The following is a 20,668-nucleotide window of genomic DNA, read 5'->3' on the forward strand; positions in this document are numbered from 1 at the left end:
CGGCGCGGTCGAAGCCGCCGCCGCGCCGGCGAAGTTTGTCAGCATCTTCACCGCCGGCCACGTCCGCGCGGAGCACCTGCGGCTGAAGCACGCGGCGGGCCACAGCGCATGATCAAGACCCTGGAGTGGACCGACAGCGGCGTGCGCATGATCGACCAGCGCAAGCTCCCGGTCGAAGAGCTCTACGTCACCCTGCGCACCTACGAGGAAGTGGCGGAGGCCATCCGCAACATGACGGTGCGCGGCGCGCCGGCTATCGGCGTGGCCGCGGCCATGGGTGTCGCGCTCGGCGCCAAGGCGCTGCGCACCACCGACAAGGAAGAATTCCGCCGGCAGTTCGTGATGATCTGCGACGTGCTGGGCGGAACCCGCCCGACGGCCGTCAACCTGTTCTGGGCCATCCGGCGCATGCGTGACAGGTTCGCCACCGCCGCCGGCGATTCCATCGCCCACCTCAAGCAGGCGCTTATCGAGGAGGCCCAGGCCATCTACGTGGAAGACCTCGCTGCCAACGAGGCGATGGCGAAGCACGGCGCCACGCTCATGCCCGCGTCCGGCGGCGTGCTCACGCACTGCAACGCCGGCGCGCTCGCCACCGCCGGCGGCTACGGCACCGCGCTCGGCGTGATCCGCGCCGCCTTCGAGCAGGGCAAGAAGATCAACGTCTACGCCGACGAGACGCGCCCGGTGCTGCAGGGCTCGCGCCTCACCGCGTGGGAGCTGGCCAAAGACGGCATCCCGACCACCGTCATCGCCGACAACATGGCCGGCGTGATGATGCGGCAGGGGAAGGTGAAGGCGGTCGTGGTGGGCGCCGACCGCATCGCCGCCAACGGCGACGTCGCCAACAAGATCGGGACGTACTCGGTCGCGGTGCTCGCGAAGGAGCACGGCATCCCGTTCTACGTGGCCGCGCCCTGTTCCACCATCGACCTCGAGACGCCGACCGGCGACCAGATCCCCATCGAGCAGCGCAATCCGAAGGAGGTCACGCACGTCGGCCCCACGCAGATCGCGCCGCTGGGCGTCGGCATCGAGAACCCGTCGTTCGACGTGACGCCGGCGAAGTTCGTCGCGGCCATCATCACCGAGCGCGGCATCGCCAAGCCGCCGTACGAGGAGTCGCTGCGCGGATTCGCGCCGGCCGCGGTCGCCGCGAAGTAGCGCCGGCGTTTGCCTTCCCTCCCGGCACAGGACTAGTATTCCCTTCCTCTAGAAGCGATCCGATCCTTTCAGCACAACCTTGCACCAGCCAAGGAGGACACATGGGCATCGCCATCTCCCCCACCATCGACCCGAAGGCTTCGAGCTTCGTTGCGAAGACCGGCAAGATCCTCATCGGCGGCAAATGGAGCGACGCCGCCTCGGGCAAGACGTTCGACACCTACAACCCGGCCACCGGTGAGGTGCTGGCGCGCGTCGCCGAAGGCGACCGCGAAGACATCGACCGCGCGGTCGCGGCCGCGCGCAAGGCGTTCGACAGCGGCCCCTGGCCGAACCTGACGGCCAGCGAGCGCGGCAAGCTCATCTGGCGCCTCGCCGACCTGCTGGAAAAGAACCTGGAAGAGTTCGCCACGCTGGAGTCGCTCGACAACGGCAAGCCGCTGACCATCGCGCGCGCCGCCGACGTCCCGCTCGCCGTCGACCTGTTCCGCTACATGGCCGGCTGGGCCACCAAGATCGAAGGCGCCACCTTCCCCATCTCCGTTCCGTACGCGCCGGGCGCGAAGTTCTTCGCCTACACCAAGCGTGAACCCGTCGGCGTGGTCGGCCAGATCATCCCGTGGAACTTCCCGCTGCTGATGGCGGCGTGGAAGCTTGGCCCGGCGCTCGCCACCGGCTGCTGCGTCGTGCTGAAGCCCGCCGAGCAGACGCCGCTCTCCGCCATCCGGCTGGGCGAACTCATCACCGAAGCCGGATTCCCTGATGGCGTCGTCAACGTGGTGCCGGGCTTCGGCGAGACCGCCGGCGCCGCGCTCGCCGCGCATCCCGACGTCGACAAGGTCGCGTTCACCGGCTCCACCGAGGTCGGCAGGCTGGTGCTGCAAGCCGCGAGCGGCAACCTGAAGAAGGTCTCGCTCGAGCTGGGCGGCAAGTCGCCGAACGTCGTGTTCGCCGACTCCGACGTGAAGGGCGCCATCAAGGGCGCGGCCAGCGCCATCTTCTTCAACCACGGGCAGTGCTGCTGCGCCGGCTCGCGGCTGTTCATCGAGCAGCCCATCTTCGACCAGGTGGTCGAAGGCGTGGCCGAGCAGGCAAAGAAGATCCGCGTCGGCTCCGGCCTGGAACCCGACACGCAGATGGGTCCGCTCGTCTCCAAGGAGCAGCTCGACCGCGTGTGCGGCTTCCTCGAGTCCGGCTTCAACGAGGGCGCGAAGGCGGTCGTCGGCGGCAAGAAGAAAGGCGACAAAGGCTACTTCGTCGAGCCGACCGTGCTCGTCAACACCAACGACAAGATGAAGGTCATCCAGGAGGAGATCTTCGGGCCGGTGGTCGCGGCGATCCCCTTCCAGGAGATCGACGAGGTCGCGACGCGCGCGAACGACTCCATCTACGGACTGGCCGCCGGCATCTGGACGCGCGACCTCAGCAAGGCGCACCGCCTTGCCGACCGCATGCGCGCCGGCACCGTGTGGATCAACTGCTACAACATCTTCGACGCAGCCCTGCCCTTCGGCGGCTACAAGCAGTCGGGCTGGGGACGCGAGATGGGCAAGGACGTCCTGGAGCTCTACACCGAGGTCAAGGCGGTCTGCGCGCAGGTGTGACCCCAGCTCTTCCGCACGAGAGGCGGGCGTATCGCCCGCCTCTTTTTTCTTGCGCCGGCGACGGCCCACAGGCGTATAACGCTGGCGAGGACTCCCCAGCCCCAAAGGAGCTCCCATGCGTAATCTTCTTCTCGTGTTCCTCCTGCTGGTGACCTTCGGATGCCAGCAGCAGCAAGCCGCTGACAAGCCTGCGGCGGCGCAGCCGGCAGCCACCGCGCCGGCGCCTTCCGCCGCGCCCACGACGGTGGCGAAGGCCGAGCCTGCCCCGGCAATGCCGAAGGCGGCAGCCGCGCCGGAGAAGGCTCCCGCGCCGCCCGCCAAACCCATCGCGATGAAGGACAGCGCGCTCGGCGTCGTCACCTTCGACCACGCCAAGCACAAAGTCGATTGCGCGACTTGCCACCATCCGTCAAAGCCGGAGAAGGCGGCGACCAAGCCGCAGGAAGCCTGCCGCACCTGCCACACCAAGCCGGTGCAGGCCGGCATGAAGACCGCCCGCCAGGCGGCTTTCCACGATGCCGCCGCCAAGAAGGGCACGTGCATCGACTGCCACACCAAGGAGAACGCCGCCGGCAAGAAGGCGCCGACGACCTGCAAGCAGTGCCACGTGAAGGCCGGCTAGCGGGAACCTCCGCCGCGGCAGGAACGTATCCCTGAGCAGAGGTCGAGCCATGTGTACGTTCCTGCTGTGGTGCATCCTGCTGGTGCTGTGCTGGCCGCTCGCGCTGCTGGCGCTCGTGCTCTATCCCGTGGCGTGGCTGCTGCTGCTGCCGTTCCGCATCGTCGGCATCGCCGTGGGCGGCGTGCTCGAGTTCCTGCGCGCGCTCATCTGCCTGCCGGCCCGCCTGCTGCGCGGTCCGCGGCACGCCTAGCGCCGCTGCGCCGCTACTGCTGGTACGAGGCGGGATCTTCCCCTTCGTGGCCCGCGGGCAGCAGCATCGCCGGCGGCAACTCGAACGGGATCTCCAGCTCCGCCCAGCCCTCGACCGTGTCGAGCTCCAGCCGCGCCACCACGCCGTAGAACGCCATCTTCTTGCGGAAGACGCCGTCCGCGTCGGTCGAGGTCTCCGAGTACGACGCGGGCTCGAGCAGGTGGCCCGCCGCATCGTACGCGCGGATCGGCTTCAGGTGGTCCGACGATGCGTCGGCCACGCCCGCGGCTTCTTCGTCGAAGCTGACGTACGGCCCCTTGAACTTCACCCCCAGCTCCTTCGGGCCGCGCTGCGCCGGCGTGAGCTTCAGCGTCTTCACCGCCAGCGGGTACTTCACCTTCACCGTCCCCTTGGCGCGCGCGAACGCCAGCGGCTTCTCGTCCTCGCTGTTGGGATTGCGGAAGCGGATCTCGTCGGAGAACTTCTCTTCGTCGTAGATGCCGCGCTCCAGCTCGAACTCCACCGGATTGCCCTTGGCGTCGACCAGCGTGGTGGTGCCCTCGCCAAAATCGATGGTCGAGTACGCGCTGTTGCTCACTTTCGGCAACTGCACGCGGACCTCGGGCGTGTTGTAGCCGAACACCGCATGGCTGCGCCCCGCGACGACCTTGATGGACTGTCGCAGCTCGTCTTCCGAGAACTCGCGGAAATCGCGCGGGACGTCCTTCAGGTACTTCGGCTTCGAGGTGAGCGCGACGCGCGTGGGAAGCTGCGCCACGCACAGAGTCGAGAGGAATACGACCGCAATGAGCCGGAGGTGCCGCATGGTCCTGGTCCTCCTGTCGAGTCAGAACTGCATGGTCTTCAGGGCCGGACTGACGATCAATCTTGCTTCCGTGGCTTTCTGGACGTCGGCCGCCGTCAGTCCCGGCGCGACTTCCTCCAGCACCAGCCCTTCGCCCGCAACGACACGGATGTACGCCATCTCGGTGACGATCGTGTCCACCACCTTCACGCCCGTCAGCGGCAGCGTGCACTTCTTCAGGATCTTGGGGCTGCCGTCCTTGGTGGTGTGCTCCATCGCGATGACCACGCGGCGCGCGCCCGCCACCAGGTCCATGGCGCCGCCCATGCCCTTCACCATCTTGCCGGGGATCATCCAGTTGGCGAGGTTCCCTTCCTCGTCCACTTCCATCGCGCCGAGGACGCTCAGGTCGATGTGCCCGCCGCGGATCATCGCGAACGAATCCGCCGAGCTGAAGTACGCCGTGCCGGGGATCTCGCTCACCGTCTCCTTGCCCGCGTTGATCAGGTCGGCGTCTTCCTGGCCTTCGATGGGGAACGGCCCGATGCCCAGCATGCCGTTCTCGCTCTGCAACACCACCTGCATGCCCTTCGGCACGTGGTTCGCCACCAGCGTCGGCATGCCGATGCCGAGGTTCACGTAAAAGCCGTCGCGCAGCTCCTGGGCGATGCGCTTCACGATCCGGTCGCGCTTGACGGTGTCCTTCTGCTTGTCTTTGTTTTCGGTGTCGCTGCGCGACAAACCGCTCGGCTTGGTTGGCGTCGCCATGTTCGTTTAGGCCTTTCGGCAGGCGGCTCGGCGGCCTGATGTGCCTCGCCTTTTCCCTACCTGCGTTCTTCTGCGTTCATCTGCGGCGAACTCGCCTTGCGCACCGTGCGCTTCTCGATGCGGCGCTCGTAGTTCACGCCCTGGAAGATCCGCTTCACGTAGACGCTCGGCGTGTGGACCTTGTCGGGGTCGAGTTCCCCGATCTCGACCAGTTCCTCGACCTCCGCGATCGTGACCTTTGCCGCCGTCGCCATCATCGGATTGAAGTTGCGCGCGGTCTTGCGATAGATCAGGTTCCCCCACGTGTCGCCCTTCCATGCCTTGATGAGCGCGAAGTCGGCACGGAGCGCCTTTTCCATGACGTACGGCCGGCCGTCGAACTCGCGCGTCTCCTTGCCTTCGGCGATCACCGTGCCGTAGCCGGTCGGCGTGAAGAACGCCGGGATGCCCGCGCCGCCCGCGCGGATCCGCTCCGAGAACGTCCCTTGCGGGTTGAGCTCCAGCTCCAGCTTGCCGGTGAGCACCATCGTCTCCAGCAGCTTGTTCTCGCCCACGTAGGTGCCGATGTGCTTCTTGATCTGGCCGGACTGCAGCAGCTTGCCCAGCCCGAACTCGTCGACGCCGGCGTTGTTGGAGATGGTCGTCAGGTTCCTCACGCCCTTGCGGACCAGCGCGGCGATCAGGTTCTCCGGGATGCCGCACAGCCCGAACCCGCCGACCATGATCGAGGCGCCGTCCTGAACGTCGCGGATGGCCTCATCCGCGTTCGCAACCACTTTGTTCATAAGAGGTGGATTCTAGTGGGCGGATTCCGCCGGCGCAAACGAAAGACAGATCCAACGCCGAGACGCAGGGGACGCCGAGGTCACGTCTGCTTTGTCTTTTTCTTATTCTTGCTCCGCGGATCTCTCAGCGTACCCTGCGCCTCCGCCTTGAGGTTTTGACCGCGCGCGCGGCAGAACTCCTCTTCCAGCCCGCGCGTCCGCAGGTTCTCGCGCATATGCATCAGCTTCTGCTCGAGCTGCAGCAGCGCGTCGGCGATGTTCGTCGTGTTCGTCAGGGCGATGTCGCGCCACATCTCGTAGGGGCTGGCCGCGATGCGGGTCATCTCGCGCAGCGCGCGCCCACCGGATTCCTCCGGGTCCAGGTCGTCGCCGAACTCTTCCGCGAACCGCTCCCGAAAATCCTCCAGCGTCGAGGCCAGGGCGGTCGAGAGCATCTGCGGCAGGTGACTGGTCCACGCGGCCATCCGGTCGTGCCGGTCCGCGGTCTGCGTCATCACCCGCGCGCCGATCGTTCCCAGCAGCTCTGTCCACGCCGCCGCCGGACCCTCGTCCAGCTCCTGTCCCGCCAAGGGCGTCATGAACCATGGCCTGCCGCGGAACAGCTGCGCGTCGGCGTGTTCGATGCCGCCCAGCTCCTTGCCCGCCATCGGATGACCGCCCAGGAAACGCCGCGCCGCATCGCGCCCGAACACTCTTTGCGCGCACGCGACGATCTCTGCTTTCGTGCTCCCGACGTCGGTAACGAACACGTTCTTGCCCAGCGACGGGCCGAAACGGTCGAGAAGATCGATGATGGCGCCGACCGGCGTCGCCAGCACCACCAGGTCGGAGCCGCGCAGCGCCTGCCCGCAGTCGCGCGCGCCGCGGTCGATGGCCTTGCGCTTCTGCGCGACGGCCAGCACTGCGGGCTCGTCGCAGCCAATGACTTTCCCGCGGAAGCGCGCGCGCTTGAGCGCCAGCCCGACCGAGCCGCCGATCAGCCCGGTCCCGACGATGGTGATCTGCTTGAACAAGGGTTTGTTTTTACCACGGAGACGCGGAGGCCACGGAGCAAGACAAGCAAGAAAAGAGGGCCTCCGTGTTCTCCGTGCCTCCGTGGTGAATCGTGCTACGCGAGCTTGCGCCCGACGGCGGGCGCGATCATCCGCAGCTGCTTCATCAGCTCCTCGAACTGCTCGGGATAGAGCGACTGCGCGCCGTCGGAGAGCGCCTTCTCGGGCTCGTTATGCACCTCGACCAGCACGGCGTCGGCGCCCGCGGCGACCGAGGCCCGCGCCATGGGCGCGACCTTCTCGCGCCGCCCGGTGCCGTGCGACGGGTCGCACACCATCGGCAGGTGCGAGAGTTTGTGGACGATCGGGATGGCCGAGATGTCGAGCGTGTTGCGCGTGTAGGTCTCGTAGGTGCGGATGCCGCGCTCGCACAGCATGACCTCGTAGTTGCCGCCCGCCATCAGGTACTCGCCCGAAAGCAGCAGCTCCTCGATGGTCGCCGCGATGCCGCGCTTCAGCAGCACCGGCTTGCGCGCCTTCCCCAGCTCGCGCAGCAGGTTGAAGTTCTGCATGTTGCGCGCGCCCACCTGGAGCACGTCGACGTACGGCAGCATCAGCGCGATCTGCGAGATCTCCATGACCTCGCTCACCACCAGCATGCCGAACTTGTCCCCCGCCTCGCGCAGCAGCTTGAGCCCTTCTTCGCCCAGGCCCTGGAAGGAATACGGTGACGTCCGCGGCTTGAAGGCGCCGCCGCGCAGGAACTTCGCGCCCGCCTTGCTCACCGCCTCGGCGACCGCAAAGAGCTGCTCGCGCGATTCCACCGAGCACGGCCCCGCCATCACGTGGACGTCTTCCCCGCCCAGCTGCACGCCGTTCTTGAACTGGATGACCGTGCCCTCGGGCCGCCACGTCCGCCCGACCAGCTTGTAGGGCGCCGAGATGCGGTGCACCTCGCCTACGCCCGACAGCGCCTCGATGTCGCGGATGTCGAAGTCGATGCGCGGCCCTACCGCCCCCAGCACCGTCTGCTGCGTGCCGGTCGAGCGGTGGACCTCGAAGCCCATGTTCACCAGCCGCTCGATCACGTGCTGGATCTGCTCTTCGCTCGCGTGGGGCTGCATCGCGACGATCATTCGTTCACGTCCGAATCGAATTCCGTGCCGCCCGCCGCAGCCTGCTTCTCTCTCTCCGGCGGCACGATCTCCTTCTTCTGCAGGTTCCGCATGATGTCGATGATCCGTTCAAACACCTGCGTCAGGTCCAGGTCCGTCAGCGGACCCTGGTTCACCTGCCGCACGTTCTCGAAGATGCGCTTCTCGCGCTCCGGCTCGTAGATGGGCATGTCGGTCGTGCGCTTCAGCTTGCCGATCTCCTTCGCCGCCCGCGCACGCTCGTTCAGCAGCTCGACCATCTTGCGGTCGAGTTCGTCGATCTTCTTCCGCCAACCAGCGATGTCCATAGGAACAGCCCTCCGTCTTCCGACGTCAGACATCAGCCCATCCAGCTCCGCGCCGAGGCGGCGGCATGACGCTTCAGCGAGCCAATGAAGTTTGCCACCGCCTCCGGTTCGCGGCCGCGATTCGCCTCGATGCGCTCCACGATCGCGCTGCCCACCACCACGCCGTCCGCCCACGCGCCGACCGCGGCGAACTGCTCCGGTGTTGAGATGCCGAAACCCACCGCCACCGGCAGCTTCGAATACTTTCGGACGCGCGCGACCAGTTGCTGGGCCTCGCTCGAGACTTCCTGCCGCGCCCCGGTCACGCCCGTGCGCGACACCGCGTACACGAACCCGGAAGACGCCGCCGCGATCTTCTCCAGGCGCGCATCGCTCGAGGTCGGCGCGGCCAGGAACACCGTCGCCAGCTTCCGCCGTCGCATGCATTCCAGGTAGTCGCCCGCCTCTTCCACCGTCATGTCCGTGAGCAGCGCGCCATCGATGCCGGCGTCGGCCGCGGCGGCGCAGAACCGCTCCAGCCTCATCCGCAGCACCGGGTTCAAGTAAGAAAAGATGAGCAGGCCGGCCTTCGGTTTCAACGCCCGCACTTCCCGCGCCATCGCCAGGATCTTCTTCAGCGTCGCGCCCGCGCGCAGCGCGCGCTCGCTGGCGCGCTGGATGACCGGGCCGTCCGCCACCGGGTCGGAGAACGGCACGCCCAGTTCCACCACGTCCGCACCCGCGTCGATGGCGGCCAGCACGATGTCGCGCGTGACCTCCATCGCGGGGTCGCCGCACGTGACGTACGCGACCAGCGCGGGCTTCTTGTCGAATCGCAGCGGCATGGCTAGGCGTGCACCGCCTTCCACGCTTCCTTCGTGATGGCGAACACCACGTTCTCCTGCGGCGCGCCCTCCGGCCCGGTGCGCCTCTCCGTGCCGACGCGGACGCCGCCGATCTTCTCCACCGCTTTCTGCGAGCGCAGGTTCTTCTCGGCGACCGTGAATACTACGCGCTCGACGAAACGGAACGCGTGCTCCAGCATCAACCGCTTCATCTCGCCGTTGTACTCGCCGCCCCAGTACGCGCGCTCCAGGAAAGTCCACCCGATCTCGACCTGCTCTCCGGGAACCAGCCGGGCGTAGCGCGACGTGCCGATGACCTTCCCGGTCTTGCGCTCGATCACAGCCAGCGCGCCGCCTGACTCCATCGCCCCGGCAAAGAACTGCTCGAACACCGCCCGCTCGTGGCGCCGCTCCGGATGCTGCTCCCAGATGAGCGGGTCGCTGGCCGCGGCGTAAAGCGCATCAAAGTCCTCCGCGCCCAGCGGACGCAGTTCGACCAGCTTGCCGGTCAGCGTCGGTTGAAGGTCGAGATTCATGTCAGAACCGCAGGTTCTCGCGGAGTATCCCGATGTCCTTATCTCCCCGACCCGAAATGTTCACGATCACCACATCCGACTTCTTCATCCGCGGCGCGCGCTTCACCAGCTCCGCCACCGCGTGCGCCGACTCCAGCGCCGGGATGATCCCCTCGGTGCGCGCGAGCGACTGGCAGGCCGCCAGCGCCTGCTCGTCCGACGCCGCCACGTACTCCGCGCGCCGCGAATCGTGCAGCCAGGCATGCTCCGGCCCGATCGAGGGATAGTCCAGCCCCGCCGAGACCGAGTGCGTGCTCGCGACTTGCCCGGCTTCGTCCTGCAAGACATAGGAGAACGTTCCCTGCAGCACGCCGGGTGCGCCGCCCTCGCCCAGAAAGCGCGCGGCGTGCTCGCCCAGGCGCGCGCTGCGCCCGCCGGCCTCCACGCCGATGAGCTTCACGCGCTTGTCGCCCAGGAACTCGTGGAAGATGCCGATGGCGTTCGACCCGCCCCCGACGCAGGCGATCACCGCCGCCGGAAGCTTGCCCGCCTGCTTCAGCACCTGCTTGCGCGCCTCGCGCCCGATCACCGACTGGAAATCGCGCACCATCGTGGGATACGGATGCGCCCCCAGCACCGACCCCAGCAGGTAGTGCGTGCTGCGCACGTTCGTCACCCAGTCGCGCATCGCCTCGTTGATAGCGTCCTTGAGCGTGCGTGACCCGGAACCCACGCCGCGCACTTCCGCCCCCAGCAGCCGCATCCGGAAGACGTTCAGCTCCTGCCGCCGCATGTCTTCGGTCCCCATGTAGACGACGCATTGGAAGCCGAACAGCGCGCACACCGTCGCGCTGGCCACGCCGTGCTGTCCCGCACCGGTCTCGGCGATGATGCGCCGCTTCCCCATGCGCTCGGCCAGCAGCGCTTGCCCGATGCAGTTGTTGATCTTGTGCGCGCCTGTGTGCAGCAGGTCTTCGCGCTTCAGGTAGACCTGCGCGCCGCCCAGTTCGCGCGTCATCCGCTCGGCGAAGTAGAGCGGCGTCGGCCGCCCGGCGTACTGCTCCAGCAGCTCCTGCAAGCGCCGCTGGAACCTCTTGTCGCGCCGCGCCGCGCCATACGCCCGCTCCAATTCCTCCAGCGCCGCCACCAGCGTCTCGGGGACGTAGCGCCCGCCGTAGGGACCAAAACGTCCGGGAGCGGCTGCGGCAGTGGACCGGGGAGTCATGGGGCTAGACTTTGAGGGCTTTCTCGGCGGCGCGCACCGCGTCCACGAAGGCGAAGACGCGGTCCTGGATCTTGACGCCGGGCTGCTTCTCGACGCCGCTGGACACATCGACGCCCCACGGCCGCAGCTTCGCGACCGCCTCCCCGACGTTTTCCGGGTTCAGCCCGCCGGCGATCACGAACCGCACTTGCGGGAACTCTTTCATCAGGCCGGCGGCCGCCTCCCAGGGAAACGTCTTGCCGGAGCCGCCGCGCAGCTCGCCGGCGGTGTCGAGCACGAAGGCGTCGACGGCGTCGCCCGCCGCGAGGAACTTGGCGATCTTCGCGCCCGCCTCGCCGTCCATCGGGATGGCCTTGAAGATGCGCGTCGCCCGCCGCCGCTCTGCCGGATAGCCCATGTCCGACGGGGGCGGGGCCGCGCTGAAAAGATTCTGCGCGTACTCCGGCGTCTCTTCGCCATGGAGCTGCACGGCGGTCAGGCCGGCGCGGCTCACGATGTCGCGCACGCGCTCCGGCTTCTCGTTCACAAACACTCCCACGCGCTGCAGCGTCGCCGGCAGCCGCGTCGCGATCGTCCGCGCGTCGAGCGCGGCGACGCGCCGCGGGCTGCGCGCGAACACGAACCCCACCGCGCTCGCGCCCGCCGCCGCCACCGTCTCGGCGTCCTCCACGCTCGTCGTGCCGCAGATCTTGATCCAGATGGCCATCAGTCTTCCGTTCCGGTGCCGCGTGTCGCCGCGCCGGCCGCGCCCGCCGGCGGCGCCTTGGCTTCCCCCAGCAGGCGCTGCAGCGCCTCGCCGGGATCCTCCGCCTTCATCAGCGTCTCTCCGATGAGGAACGCGGCGTACCCTGCCGCGCGCAACAGCCGAACGTCTTCCGCCGTGTGGATGCCGCTTTCGGCGACCTTCAGCGCGCCGGCGGGGATCTTCGGGGCAAGCCGCACCGCCGTCTGCAGATCGACCTCGAAGGTCCGCAGGTCGCGCGTGTTCACGCCGATGAGGTCGGCGCCCAGGTGAGCGGCGCGCTCCAGTTCCGCTTCGTCGTGCACCTCGACCAGCACGTCGAGGCCGTCTTCCCGCGCCGCGTGGTGCAGCCGCCGCAGCTCGTCGTCCGAGAGCGCGGCGACGATCAGCAGGATGGCGTCGGCGTTGTGCGCGCGCGCCTCCAGCACCTGGAACTCGTCCACCATGAAATCTTTGCGCAGGCATGGCAGCTCCGTCGCTGCCGACGCTTCCCGCAGGTTGCTGAGCGACCCCTGGAAGTGCTGCTCTTCCGTCAGGACCGAGAGCGCTGCCGCGCCCCCGCGCGCGAGCGCGGTCGCCAGCCTCCCCACCGGGAAGCTGCCGCGCAGCACGCCCTTCGACGGCGACGCCTTCTTCAGTTCCGCGATGATCGCCGGGCGCGTGCGGGCGGCCGCCTCGAGCGCCCGCCGGAAGCCGCGCGGCGGATGGCGTTCCGCCTGCCGGCGCAGCGCGGCGAAGTCCGCCGCCGCCTTGGTGCGCGCCACCTCCTGGCGGCGCGCGCCTACGATCTGGTCGAGTGTGACGGACATGGGGAGTCCGCCAGTATATGACGAGAGCCGCAATTTGACAGGCCTTCCGCCCTCGGCGAAAATGAACGGGTAGTCCCTGCCTCGATACGGCAGCCGCAAGGCTGCGCAATCAAGCCGAAGTGGCGGAATTGGCAGACGCGCATGGTTCAGGTCCATGTGCCCGCAAGGGCGTGGGGGTTCGAGTCCCTTCTTCGGCACCAATAACTCCTTCTGCATCACTCCTTTCGCGGGTCACATTCCCTGCGGTATCTCGTATTACGACTTTGCCACTTCCTCCCCGTCGGGGAGCGTGATAGAGTTTCGCCACTTTTTCACTACAAAAAGGGGACTCCCAGGTGCCCAGCAGATTCCTTGTTTCCAGTGCCGATGCCGACACGCGCGCGCTCTTGAAGCGCGCTTTCGCCCAGTTCTCAGTCGTGCCCGAGGAGTGCGCCGGGACGGTGGAGGCACTGGCCCTTCTCAAGCGTAACTATGACGGTGTGATCGTCGATTTCGACGACACGGACCTGGCCCTGCAGCTCGTGGCCGGCATCCGCACGCATCACGAGAATGCCACGGTGGTGGTAGCCCTGCTGCCGCAAGAGTTGCCGGTGAAGCAGGCGCTCTCCGCCGGCGCGCACTTGGCGCTGAACAAGCCGCTGCGCATCGACCACATCTCGCGCGGCCTGCGCGTCAGCTTCCGGCTCTCGCGCCCCAGCGAGCGCGCGCCCCAACCCGGACAGACCATCGTCGGCTAGTCGCTACATCGTCGAGCGGATGGGCGAAACGGTCCCCTTCCGCACCGTGAAGCTCACGCTGCTCGAGTACTTCGCCCCGCCGGAATCCAGGGCCTCTACCCGCAGCGTGTGCCCGCCGTTGGAGGCGCTGAGTGACGTCAGGACGCTCGCCCCGCTCACGCTATAGCGCAGCACGTTGTCGATGTACACCTTCATCGACGTGATGGGCTTGGCCGCCACCGCCGTCGCCTTCACCGTGACCAGCGACGTCACCGTGCTGCCGGGCAGCGGCGAGGTGATGGTCACGCCCGCGGTCACCGAGACCGTCTGGCTCGCCGTCGCGCTCGCTCCCTTGTCGTCGGTCACGGTCGCGCGCACGGTGTAGGTGCCAACGATGGCGTACTGGTGCGTCGCCGAGGCAGTGGACGCCACGTAGCCGTCGCCAAAGTCGATCTTCACCGCCGTGATCGTGCCGTCCGGGTCGGCCGAGCCGCTGGTCGATGCGCTCACCGTCAGCGGCGCCATCCCGCTGGTCGGCGTGACTGCCAGCTTCGCCACCGGCGGCTGGTTCGGCGCGCTCACCGTCACCGTAGCGGTCGTGCTGGACGTCGCGCCCAGGTTGTCGGTCACGGTCGCCGTGATCGTCTTCGTGCCCGCCGTGCTGTAGGTGTGGCTCGCGCTCGGACCGGGCAGCACCGTGCCGTCGCCGAAGTCGATGGACGACGACGCGACCGTGCCATCGCTATCCGTGGAGCCCGCCGTCGATGCCGTCACCGTCACCGGCGCCGTGCCGCTGAGCGGCGTGACCGAGAGCGCGGCCGCCGGCGGCTGGTTCACCACCGTCACGTTCACGCTCGACTTGAAGATGTTGTTCGCGCGGTCGTAGCACTGCACGGTGATCTTGTGCGCGCCCGGCGCCGGGCTGAGCGTGGTGTCGATGCTCGCGCCTGCCACCTCGGTCACCTTCTTGCCGTCCAGATAGATCTGCGTCAGCCAGACCTCGCTGCCCGAGGTCCCGCTGGCGGCCACCCGCACCGGTGCGGCCAGCGTCGCCCCCTCCGCCGGCGAAGTGATGGTCACCGCGGACACCGCGGTCACGTCGACGGTGCCGCTGGCGGTCGAGGTGGCCCCCTTGTTGTCCTTCACGGTGACCGTGACGGTGCGGCTGCCGCTCGTCGTGTACGTGTGGCTGGCCACCGGCCCAGCCACGATCGTCCCGTCGCCGAAGTCGATGCTCGAGGACACGATGCTCCCGTCCGCGTCGGTGGAGTTCGCGCTCGAGGCGGTCACCGCCAGCGGCGCCGCGCCCGAGCCCGGCGAGAGCGAAAGCGCGGCTGCCGGCGGCTGGTTCGCCGCGATGGCGACCGTGGCCGTGGCCCTGGCCGTCGCGCCGCGGTCGTCGGTCGAGGTCGCCGTCACCACGTAGTTGCCGGCGCCGGCGTATTCATGCGAGGCGCTCACGCCCGCGACCGCCGCGCTGCCGTCGCCGAAATCGATGGTGGTCGAGGCCACCCAGCCGTCGGGATCCGACGTCGTGACCGTCGCGGTCACCGTCTCCGGCGCCACGCCCGAGGTGCGGTCCAGCGCCACGCTCACCAGCGGCGCCTGGTCGTTCAACGAATACGGCACCGCCGCCGACAGCGCGTTGCGCAGCGACGGCTTCGCGTACGCCTGCACGAACAGCGTGTAGTTGCCCGGGCCGATCCCGAAGCTCGCCAGGTCGACCGCGCGCTGCGCGGCGTCCAGCGAGGTCAGCTTCATCAGGTTCTCGCCGTCGAGCGAGAGAAAGATGTTGAAGTGGTCCACCACCGAAGGCGAGCCCGCGATGCTCCAGCTCAACACCGAGCCGCTGACCGTCGAATTGACCGCGAGGCAGCTGTCGATGCCGGTCTCCAGTTCGCTGCCCTCTTCGTAGTCGTTCCACGTCACCATCTGCATGGAGACGAGCTGCTTGCTCGCGGAGAAGTACTTCCCGGCCTCCGCCAGCGTCGCCAGCCACGTCTGCCCGCACTGCCGGTCCACGATCTTCGGCGGGTTCGACACCCACGCCGCCAGCGTGTTGTTGAACCCCGGATAAGCGGAGCCCACGATCTGCTTGGTCGGATACTTCAGCCCGGTCGCGTAGAAATCATCCAGGTAGCCCAGCCCCATCACCGAGCTGTCGGTGCTGATGCCGACCCAGGAGAAGCCGCCGTCGGACTGCGCGTGCGTGAAGGCGCTCGACTGGCGGAAGATGAACAGCGGGTTGCCGTTGACGCCGGCGCGCGCCCGGGTCCAGTCGATGGCATACTTGTCCACGCCGAAGAAGAACATCACCGGCCGCCCGCCCATGCGCAGGTACGCCGGCGAGGGGTAGTAGGTCGCGGCCGCGTAGTTCAGGTCATCGATCAGCCGCTGCGTGACGTCGCACCCCGCGGTGTTGGCGCATTTGTTGAGCGCGCCCACGTCCTCCATCACCGCGAAGTGGAACAGGCCGCCGCGCGTCTCGGCTTCGTCCCGCAGGTAGAGCGTGGTGTTGTTCTCCCGGCTGTAGTTCGGGCCGTACCAGTCCACGATGGCGCCGTCATAGCCGCGGCTCATCATGTCGTCGACCTGCTTGTTGACCTGGGCGCGGTCGTCCGAGCGATATCCCACCCACATGTGGTTGGCGCCGCCGAACCACGGCATGAAGTGCGCGTAGATCTTCGTCGTCGCCCCCGCATACAGCAGGCTCCGCACCGCCAGCTTCGAGATGTTCGCCGGCGCCGGGTTGCCGTTGGTCTGCGTGGTGAACGAGTCCGCCCCGCTGGTATTGTTGCCGCTCTCCGCGGTACGCGTGGTCGTGGGTTGGATGACCAGGTCGCCGGCAAAGGCGCCGGCCGTAAGCACGAGCACGATGACGGTTGCGACGGTTGTGCGCACAGCTTCCCCCTGCGGCCGCCTGGGGGACGGCACTCCGTAACACGGTCTTACTTCGTTGGGACTAGCTCACTGGGATTAAGGCGGTCATGCTACGCTTGGCCTGTCGCTCCGCCGATACGCCAAAAGTAGTAGTCGAGCCTAGGTTTTTGCCTTAGTCCGGTGGGCGCACCGTAGCATCCGCGGGAGCGGGACGGCAGATTACGGAAGGCCCTCCTCCGAGGGCCGCACGTACAACGTTCAGCCGGGTTTGCGTGTCCAATCACTCACGCTGTCCGGCCGAGTAGTATTTAGTATTCCGAGTGCGAGGAGGGCGGAATGTCGCCACAACCCCAAAGAGGGACTCAACCAGGCATGACGCCGGAAGTGAACAAGCAGCTCCGTACCCTCGCCCACGACCTCTCCAACGCCATCGAGACCATCATGCAGGCCAGCTACCTGCTCCAGCAGTCCAAGCTCGACGACGTCAGCAAGCGCTGGGCCGACATGATCGACACCGCCGTCCGCGATTCCGCCCGCATCAACCGCGAGATCCGCGAAGTCCTCCGCGCCCACGCCCCGCAGCAGTAGCTCGCTTTTGGCTCTTGGCTCTTGGCTCCAGGAGTCTTAGCCAAGAGCGTTCCTCTATCATGGCGAGGACGCCATGACCCCCAAAGAAGCAGCCACCTTGATCGTGCGCACGCTGCGCGACCGCGGCCACCAGGCGTGGCTGGTGGGCGGCTGTGTGCGCGATCTCGTCCTCGGCCGCGAGCCTACCGACTACGACGTCGCCACCGGCGCCACGCCCCAGCAGGTCATGGCCATCTTCCCCAAGACTTTTGCGGTGGGAGTGCAGTTCGGCGTCGTGCTGGTTCCGTTCGAGGGCCTCGCGGCCGACGACCGAGGGCCGACGACTCACGACGCCTTCTTCAACGTCGAGGTCGCCACCTTCCGCTCCGACGTCGGCTACTCCGACGGCCGCCATCCCGATGCGGTGGTGTACGCCAAGACCGCTGAAGAGGATGTGCAGCGCCGCGACTTCACCATCAACGGCCTGCTCATGGACCCGCTGTCGGGCGAGGTGCTCGACTTCGTCGGCGGCCGTGCCGACCTCGAGCGCAAGCTCATCCGTACCATCGGCGAGCCCGACCGGCGCTTTGCCGAGGACAAGCTGCGGATGCTGCGCGCGGTGCGCTTTGCCGCGCGCTTCGGCTACCGCATCGACGACGCCACCTTCGCCGCCATCCGCCGCCTGGCCCCGCACATCCACCAGGTCAGCCACGAGCGCATCCGCGACGAGATCGTGAAGATGTTGACGGAGGGCGCGGCCCGCCGCGCCTTCGAGCTGCTCGACCACACCGGACTACTCCACCAGGTGCTGCCGGAGGTCGAACGGATGAAAGGTGTGCAGCAGCCGCCGCAGTTCCACCCGGAGGGCGACGTCTGGGTCCACACACTCCTTATCCTCGAGAAACTGCAGGCTGGATGCTCGCCGGCGCTCGCGCTCGGTGCCCTGCTGCACGACGTCGGAAAGCCGCCCACCTTCCGCGTCGCTCCCGACCGCATCCGCTTCGACGGCCATGTAGAGGTCGGCGAGCGCATGGCGCAGCAGATCGCTCAGCGGCTCCGCCTCTCCCATGCCGACACCGAGCACGTCTGCGCCCTGGTCGCCAACCACCTGCGCTTCGCCGACGCGCCCCGCATGAAAGCCTCGACGCTCAAGCGCTTCTTCCGCCTCCCACAGTTCGAGGAGCACCTGGAGCTGCACCGCATGGACTGCCTGTCGAGCCATGGCGACCTTTCCTTGTACGAATTCGTCAAGCAGAAGCTGGCCGAGACGCCGCCGGAAGAGATCCGCCCCCAGCCGCTCATCACCGGCCGCGACCTCATCGCTTTGGGTCACCGCCCCGGCCCGGAGTTCAAGCGCATGCTGCAGGCCGCCGAAGACGCCCAGCTCGAAGGTCGCTTCGCCTCCAGGCAGGACGCGCTCGAGTTCGTGCAGCGCGAGTTCCCTGTCCAGGACTAGCGGAAGAACCAGTACGCGACGGCCGCGGCCATCAGCACCAGCACTACCAGGACCGCGTCCGTGATCCTCGAACGTGTTACGGGGGAGCCGATCTGTCGTGTGACCGGCATCGTGCACTTCCTCTGCCGCCGGCCACCGCATCTCGCGAACTGCCCGCCGTTCAGTGGCCGGCTCGAAACGCTGCGCATCATGCGCCCGTTCCGGGAAAGGAGCAAGATTACGCCGGTAACACACCCTAACTCCTTTGCAATGTGCGCAACAGCCACCTTCTGCTCAGCACCTTGGTGCGACCTTTGTGTCCTTTGTGGTGCGCTTTTCCATCCGATTTCGCGTGACACGCGGCCCGCCTGCCGATTACCGTTCTTCCACCCCCTTTCATCCCCTTTCACAGGAGACACCATGCGCACGCGTCTCTTCCTCCTCGCTCTGTTCTGCTTCGCCACCACGCTGCTGTGGGGCCAGGCTGCTCTCGCCCCCGGCGCCGCCAAGGGCACCTTTGTCGCCGGCGGCAAGACCGTCCAGATGCGCCACGTCTACGCCCTCATCAAGCCCGACACCTTCGATGAGACCAAGGACACGCTCTTCCTGTTCTTCACCGACGTCCCGGTGACCGACGAGATGCTGCAGGAAGAATTCGGCCTCTCGCAATCGTTCCGCGACGGCAAGCTCACCGCCATCGAGATGCGCCTCGACGAGAACAAGAGCCCGCGCGGCGGCCAGCTCTATCACTCCGGACTGGAAGACCCGCTCTCCGTCTCCGGCATCGGCAAGCTCGACCTGAAATATTTCGACGGCAAGCGCATCACCGGCCGCCTCTACAGCGGGCCGGAAGAGAGCTTCGGCAAGTCGTGGGAGTTCAACATCGATTTCTCCGCCAACATCCAGCCGAAACCCGCGCCCCTCCCCGAGAAGCTGCTGCCGCTCGATAGCCCGCCGGCCCGGCTCGCCCTCGCCTTCGTGAAGGCCGCGCGCGCCGGCGACAAGGCCGGACTGAAGAAGCTCATCACCCCCGACATGGCCGCCGACCTCGACGGGCCGCAGGGCGCCGAGATCATGAAGTTCCTCAAGGAGGCCTACCCGCTCACCATGAAGCTCACCAAGGTCGTGCAGAAGGGTGACGACAAGGCCGAGATCGTCTTCAGCGAGAAGTCCCAGGGCTCGAGCACGACCACCACCATGAAGGCGGCGCTCATCGACGGCGGCTGGATCCTGACCAAGTAAGCGCTGCGGTAGCCGGCGACTCGCCCGCGCTACGAGGAAGTCTGTGGGTAGGCGCCGGCGACTCGCCGGCGCTACCCGGGTGTAGAATCGCTGCTCCCATGGAACGAGCCGCCACCGGGCTGAAGAAGATCGTCGCCGAAGCGCTCAGCAAGGCGCCGCCGGAAGAGGCCGCCGTGCTGGCGTGGCCACTGGTCTGCGGCACCGCCGTCGCCGACAAGACGCGCGCCCTGCGACTCGAGGCCGGCGTCCTCCAGGTCCAGGTGCCCGACGCCGGCTGGCGCAACCAGCTCAACGGCTTCGCCCTCCACTATCTCGAGGCCCTGAATCGCATCGCCGGCGGCAAGGTCGAGCGCCTCGAGTTCGTCCTCGCCGGCCGCAAGCAGAACGAACGCGCCGAACAGGCGTGATTTTTCCTCCCCGGCAGCTACTCACGCCGCATCTAAGTCCTCATACGGCTTGGGACCGCGATTGCATCTCCTGGAAATAGTTCTGTTTTTTCAACAAGATAGCGCCGGACATGTCCCCGCGTTACTTGCACCCCCTGGCCGAATGGACGACAATCGCGCCCTGCTGAGGAGGAAGTATGCGGAAGATCTGGATCACCGTGCTGGCGCTCGCCGTGACGTTCTCGCTCTCCGGCGCAGCCTTCGCGAAGGGCAATAACAAGGGCGGCGGCCAAGGCGGCGGCAAGGGCAAGAACACGGCCACCGAGCACGGCAAGAACAACCACGACGACGGCGACGACGACCACGGCAAGGGCAAGGGGAAAGACAGGGACCGGGGCGGCCATCACTCCGGCAGCGGCTCGTCCGCGCAGGGTCCCGATCAGCGCCCGCACGGCTGGGACCAGGGCAAGAAGACCGGCTGGGGCGACTGCGACCTGCCTCCCGGCCTCGCCAAGAAGCAGGGCTGCAACAGCACGCAGGTCTCGCGTCACCATGACCGCGACGGCCGTCGTCACACCACCACCACGACGCGCCGCACCACCACGCAGCGCACCTACGGCGTGACCGCCCAGCGGCCCACCACGCAGAACCCGCGCGGCGGCATCATCCTGCAAAAGGGTCAGACGACCACCGCCAAGACCACCACCACTCCCAAGACCACGACGCGCAGCGCGCCGCGCACGAGAACGGCTCGGACCGACACCAGGGTCGCCCCCATCAAGGAGTGATCTTTCCGCTGCAGCAAACGGCCCTCGCCGCAAGGCGAGGGCTTTTTCTTGGAGCGCCGCTCGACGGAGCGCCGGCTTCAGCCGGCA

The 20,668-nt window shown here is 67.5% G+C and carries 22 protein-coding genes and 1 tRNA gene; 11 read left to right on the forward strand and 12 right to left on the reverse strand.

Translation table 11 applies throughout. The features are described from left to right. Window positions 1–108: 108 nt before the first annotated feature. The 4 genes from mtnA (at window position 109) to VLA96_11555 (ending at window position 3,640) form a co-directional block, all read left to right on the forward strand. A complete protein-coding gene (gene mtnA, locus VLA96_11540) occupies window positions 109–1,164 on the forward strand; it encodes an S-methyl-5-thioribose-1-phosphate isomerase (protein HSE49833.1) in 1,056 nt (351 codons plus the stop codon). A gap of 101 nt (window positions 1,165–1,265) precedes the next feature. Next, window positions 1,266–2,768: an aldehyde dehydrogenase family protein gene (locus VLA96_11545; protein ID HSE49834.1), complete on the forward strand. Its 1,503-nt coding sequence runs from the start codon at window positions 1,266–1,268 to the stop codon at window positions 2,766–2,768. A gap of 115 nt (window positions 2,769–2,883) precedes the next feature. Further along, window positions 2,884–3,390: a cytochrome c3 family protein gene (locus VLA96_11550; protein ID HSE49835.1), complete on the forward strand. Its 507-nt coding sequence runs from the start codon at window positions 2,884–2,886 to the stop codon at window positions 3,388–3,390. A gap of 49 nt (window positions 3,391–3,439) precedes the next feature. After that, window positions 3,440–3,640, forward strand: a complete 201-nt coding sequence (locus VLA96_11555; GenBank protein HSE49836.1) for a hypothetical protein — start codon at window positions 3,440–3,442, stop codon at window positions 3,638–3,640. Between the two features lie 13 nt (window positions 3,641–3,653). Here VLA96_11555 and VLA96_11560 read toward each other — a convergent pair whose 3' ends face one another. The 11 genes from VLA96_11560 to trpC form a co-directional block, all read right to left on the reverse strand. After that, on the reverse strand, window positions 3,654–4,466 hold the full coding sequence (locus VLA96_11560; protein HSE49837.1) for a hypothetical protein: 813 nt from the start codon (window positions 4,464–4,466) through the stop codon (window positions 3,654–3,656). A 21-nt stretch (window positions 4,467–4,487) separates the two neighbouring features. Next, the gene (locus tag VLA96_11565; protein ID HSE49838.1) at window positions 4,488–5,213 is read right to left on the reverse strand and encodes a CoA transferase subunit B; all 726 of its coding nucleotides are present in this window, start codon (window positions 5,211–5,213) and stop codon (window positions 4,488–4,490) included. Between the two features lie 56 nt (window positions 5,214–5,269). Continuing rightward, window positions 5,270–5,998 (reverse strand): CoA transferase subunit A, encoded by a 729-nt coding sequence (locus VLA96_11570; protein ID HSE49839.1) that lies wholly within the window; start codon window positions 5,996–5,998, stop codon window positions 5,270–5,272. Window positions 5,999–6,078: 80 nt separating this feature from the next. Further along, entirely contained in the window at window positions 6,079–7,011 is a 933-nt protein-coding gene (locus tag VLA96_11575) for a prephenate dehydrogenase/arogenate dehydrogenase family protein (protein HSE49840.1), read from the reverse strand. Window positions 7,012–7,106: 95 nt separating this feature from the next. Then, window positions 7,107–8,126: a 3-deoxy-7-phosphoheptulonate synthase gene (gene aroF, locus VLA96_11580; protein HSE49841.1), complete on the reverse strand. Its 1,020-nt coding sequence runs from the start codon at window positions 8,124–8,126 to the stop codon at window positions 7,107–7,109. After that, the gene (locus tag VLA96_11585; protein ID HSE49842.1) at window positions 8,123–8,452 is read right to left on the reverse strand and encodes a chorismate mutase; all 330 of its coding nucleotides are present in this window, start codon (window positions 8,450–8,452) and stop codon (window positions 8,123–8,125) included. The genes aroF and VLA96_11585 overlap by 4 nt, the downstream gene beginning before the upstream one ends. Window positions 8,453–8,484: 32 nt before the next feature. Beyond that, window positions 8,485–9,276 (reverse strand): tryptophan synthase subunit alpha, encoded by a 792-nt coding sequence (gene trpA / locus VLA96_11590; GenBank protein HSE49843.1) that lies wholly within the window; start codon window positions 9,274–9,276, stop codon window positions 8,485–8,487. Between the two features lie 2 nt (window positions 9,277–9,278). Beyond that, window positions 9,279–9,812 (reverse strand): GNAT family N-acetyltransferase, encoded by a 534-nt coding sequence (locus VLA96_11595; protein ID HSE49844.1) that lies wholly within the window; start codon window positions 9,810–9,812, stop codon window positions 9,279–9,281. Window position 9,813: 1 nt separating this feature from the next. Next, window positions 9,814–11,016 (reverse strand): tryptophan synthase subunit beta, encoded by a 1,203-nt coding sequence (gene trpB, locus VLA96_11600; GenBank protein HSE49845.1) that lies wholly within the window; start codon window positions 11,014–11,016, stop codon window positions 9,814–9,816. 4 nt (window positions 11,017–11,020) lie between these two features. After that, window positions 11,021–11,722: a phosphoribosylanthranilate isomerase gene (locus tag VLA96_11605; protein ID HSE49846.1), complete on the reverse strand. Its 702-nt coding sequence runs from the start codon at window positions 11,720–11,722 to the stop codon at window positions 11,021–11,023. Beyond that, on the reverse strand, window positions 11,722–12,567 hold the full coding sequence (gene trpC / locus VLA96_11610) for an indole-3-glycerol phosphate synthase TrpC (GenBank protein HSE49847.1): 846 nt from the start codon (window positions 12,565–12,567) through the stop codon (window positions 11,722–11,724). The genes VLA96_11605 and trpC overlap by 1 nt, the downstream gene beginning before the upstream one ends. A gap of 113 nt (window positions 12,568–12,680) precedes the next feature. Between trpC and VLA96_11615 the strand changes: the two genes are divergently transcribed. Next, window positions 12,681–12,767: transfer RNA gene (locus VLA96_11615), tRNA-Leu, on the forward strand. Window positions 12,768–12,953: 186 nt separating this feature from the next. Continuing rightward, complete coding sequence (locus VLA96_11620; GenBank protein HSE49848.1) at window positions 12,954–13,304, forward strand: hypothetical protein; 351 nt, start codon at window positions 12,954–12,956, stop codon at window positions 13,302–13,304. Window positions 13,305–13,307: 3 nt separating this feature from the next. On the opposite strand, the gene VLA96_11625 is transcribed toward VLA96_11620, so the two are convergent. Further along, entirely contained in the window at window positions 13,308–16,184 is a 2,877-nt protein-coding gene (locus tag VLA96_11625) for a PKD domain-containing protein (protein ID HSE49849.1), read from the reverse strand. Window positions 16,185–16,535: 351 nt separating this feature from the next. On the opposite strand from VLA96_11625, the gene VLA96_11630 reads away from it, so the two are divergent. From VLA96_11630 to VLA96_11650, 5 genes are all read left to right on the forward strand, one after another. After that, complete coding sequence (locus VLA96_11630) at window positions 16,536–16,751, forward strand: hypothetical protein (GenBank protein ID HSE49850.1); 216 nt, start codon at window positions 16,536–16,538, stop codon at window positions 16,749–16,751. 73 nt (window positions 16,752–16,824) lie between these two features. Next, entirely contained in the window at window positions 16,825–18,186 is a 1,362-nt protein-coding gene (locus tag VLA96_11635) for a CCA tRNA nucleotidyltransferase (protein HSE49851.1), read from the forward strand. 399 nt (window positions 18,187–18,585) lie between these two features. Then, a complete protein-coding gene (locus VLA96_11640; protein HSE49852.1) occupies window positions 18,586–19,407 on the forward strand; it encodes a hypothetical protein in 822 nt (273 codons plus the stop codon). 98 nt (window positions 19,408–19,505) lie between these two features. Further along, on the forward strand, window positions 19,506–19,814 hold the full coding sequence (locus tag VLA96_11645; GenBank protein ID HSE49853.1) for a DUF721 domain-containing protein: 309 nt from the start codon (window positions 19,506–19,508) through the stop codon (window positions 19,812–19,814). A gap of 176 nt (window positions 19,815–19,990) precedes the next feature. Then, window positions 19,991–20,581 (forward strand): hypothetical protein, encoded by a 591-nt coding sequence (locus VLA96_11650; protein ID HSE49854.1) that lies wholly within the window; start codon window positions 19,991–19,993, stop codon window positions 20,579–20,581. Window positions 20,582–20,668: the final 87 nt, after the last annotated feature.

The sequence above is a fragment of the Terriglobales bacterium genome (genome assembly GCA_035457425.1).
Lineage (GTDB): Bacteria > Acidobacteriota > Terriglobia > Terriglobales > Acidobacteriaceae > JACPNR01.

Excerpts from the sequence above, each read along its gene's own strand:
- mtnA (HSE49833.1), top strand. The coding sequence starts at position 109 with ATGATCAAGACCCTGGAGTGGACCGACAGCGGCGTGCGCATGATCGAC.
- VLA96_11545 (HSE49834.1), top strand. The coding sequence starts at position 1,266 with ATGGGCATCGCCATCTCCCCCACCATCGACCCGAAGGCTTCGAGCTTC.
- VLA96_11550 (HSE49835.1), top strand. The coding sequence starts at position 2,884 with ATGCGTAATCTTCTTCTCGTGTTCCTCCTGCTGGTGACCTTCGGATGC.
- VLA96_11555 (HSE49836.1), top strand. The coding sequence starts at position 3,440 with ATGTGTACGTTCCTGCTGTGGTGCATCCTGCTGGTGCTGTGCTGGCCG.
- VLA96_11560 (HSE49837.1), bottom strand. The coding sequence starts at position 4,466 with ATGCGGCACCTCCGGCTCATTGCGGTCGTATTCCTCTCGACTCTGTGC.
- VLA96_11565 (HSE49838.1), bottom strand. The coding sequence starts at position 5,213 with ATGGCGACGCCAACCAAGCCGAGCGGTTTGTCGCGCAGCGACACCGAA.
- VLA96_11570 (HSE49839.1), bottom strand. The coding sequence starts at position 5,998 with ATGAACAAAGTGGTTGCGAACGCGGATGAGGCCATCCGCGACGTTCAG.
- aroF (HSE49841.1), bottom strand. The coding sequence starts at position 8,126 with ATGATCGTCGCGATGCAGCCCCACGCGAGCGAAGAGCAGATCCAGCAC.
- VLA96_11585 (HSE49842.1), bottom strand. The coding sequence starts at position 8,452 with ATGGACATCGCTGGTTGGCGGAAGAAGATCGACGAACTCGACCGCAAG.
- trpA (HSE49843.1), bottom strand. The coding sequence starts at position 9,276 with ATGCCGCTGCGATTCGACAAGAAGCCCGCGCTGGTCGCGTACGTCACG.
- VLA96_11595 (HSE49844.1), bottom strand. The coding sequence starts at position 9,812 with ATGAATCTCGACCTTCAACCGACGCTGACCGGCAAGCTGGTCGAACTG.
- trpB (HSE49845.1), bottom strand. The coding sequence starts at position 11,016 with ATGACTCCCCGGTCCACTGCCGCAGCCGCTCCCGGACGTTTTGGTCCC.
- VLA96_11605 (HSE49846.1), bottom strand. The coding sequence starts at position 11,722 with ATGGCCATCTGGATCAAGATCTGCGGCACGACGAGCGTGGAGGACGCC.
- trpC (HSE49847.1), bottom strand. The coding sequence starts at position 12,567 with ATGTCCGTCACACTCGACCAGATCGTAGGCGCGCGCCGCCAGGAGGTG.
- VLA96_11630 (HSE49850.1), top strand. The coding sequence starts at position 16,536 with ATGACGCCGGAAGTGAACAAGCAGCTCCGTACCCTCGCCCACGACCTC.
- VLA96_11635 (HSE49851.1), top strand. The coding sequence starts at position 16,825 with ATGACCCCCAAAGAAGCAGCCACCTTGATCGTGCGCACGCTGCGCGAC.
- VLA96_11640 (HSE49852.1), top strand. The coding sequence starts at position 18,586 with ATGCGCACGCGTCTCTTCCTCCTCGCTCTGTTCTGCTTCGCCACCACG.
- VLA96_11645 (HSE49853.1), top strand. The coding sequence starts at position 19,506 with ATGGAACGAGCCGCCACCGGGCTGAAGAAGATCGTCGCCGAAGCGCTC.
- VLA96_11650 (HSE49854.1), top strand. The coding sequence starts at position 19,991 with ATGCGGAAGATCTGGATCACCGTGCTGGCGCTCGCCGTGACGTTCTCG.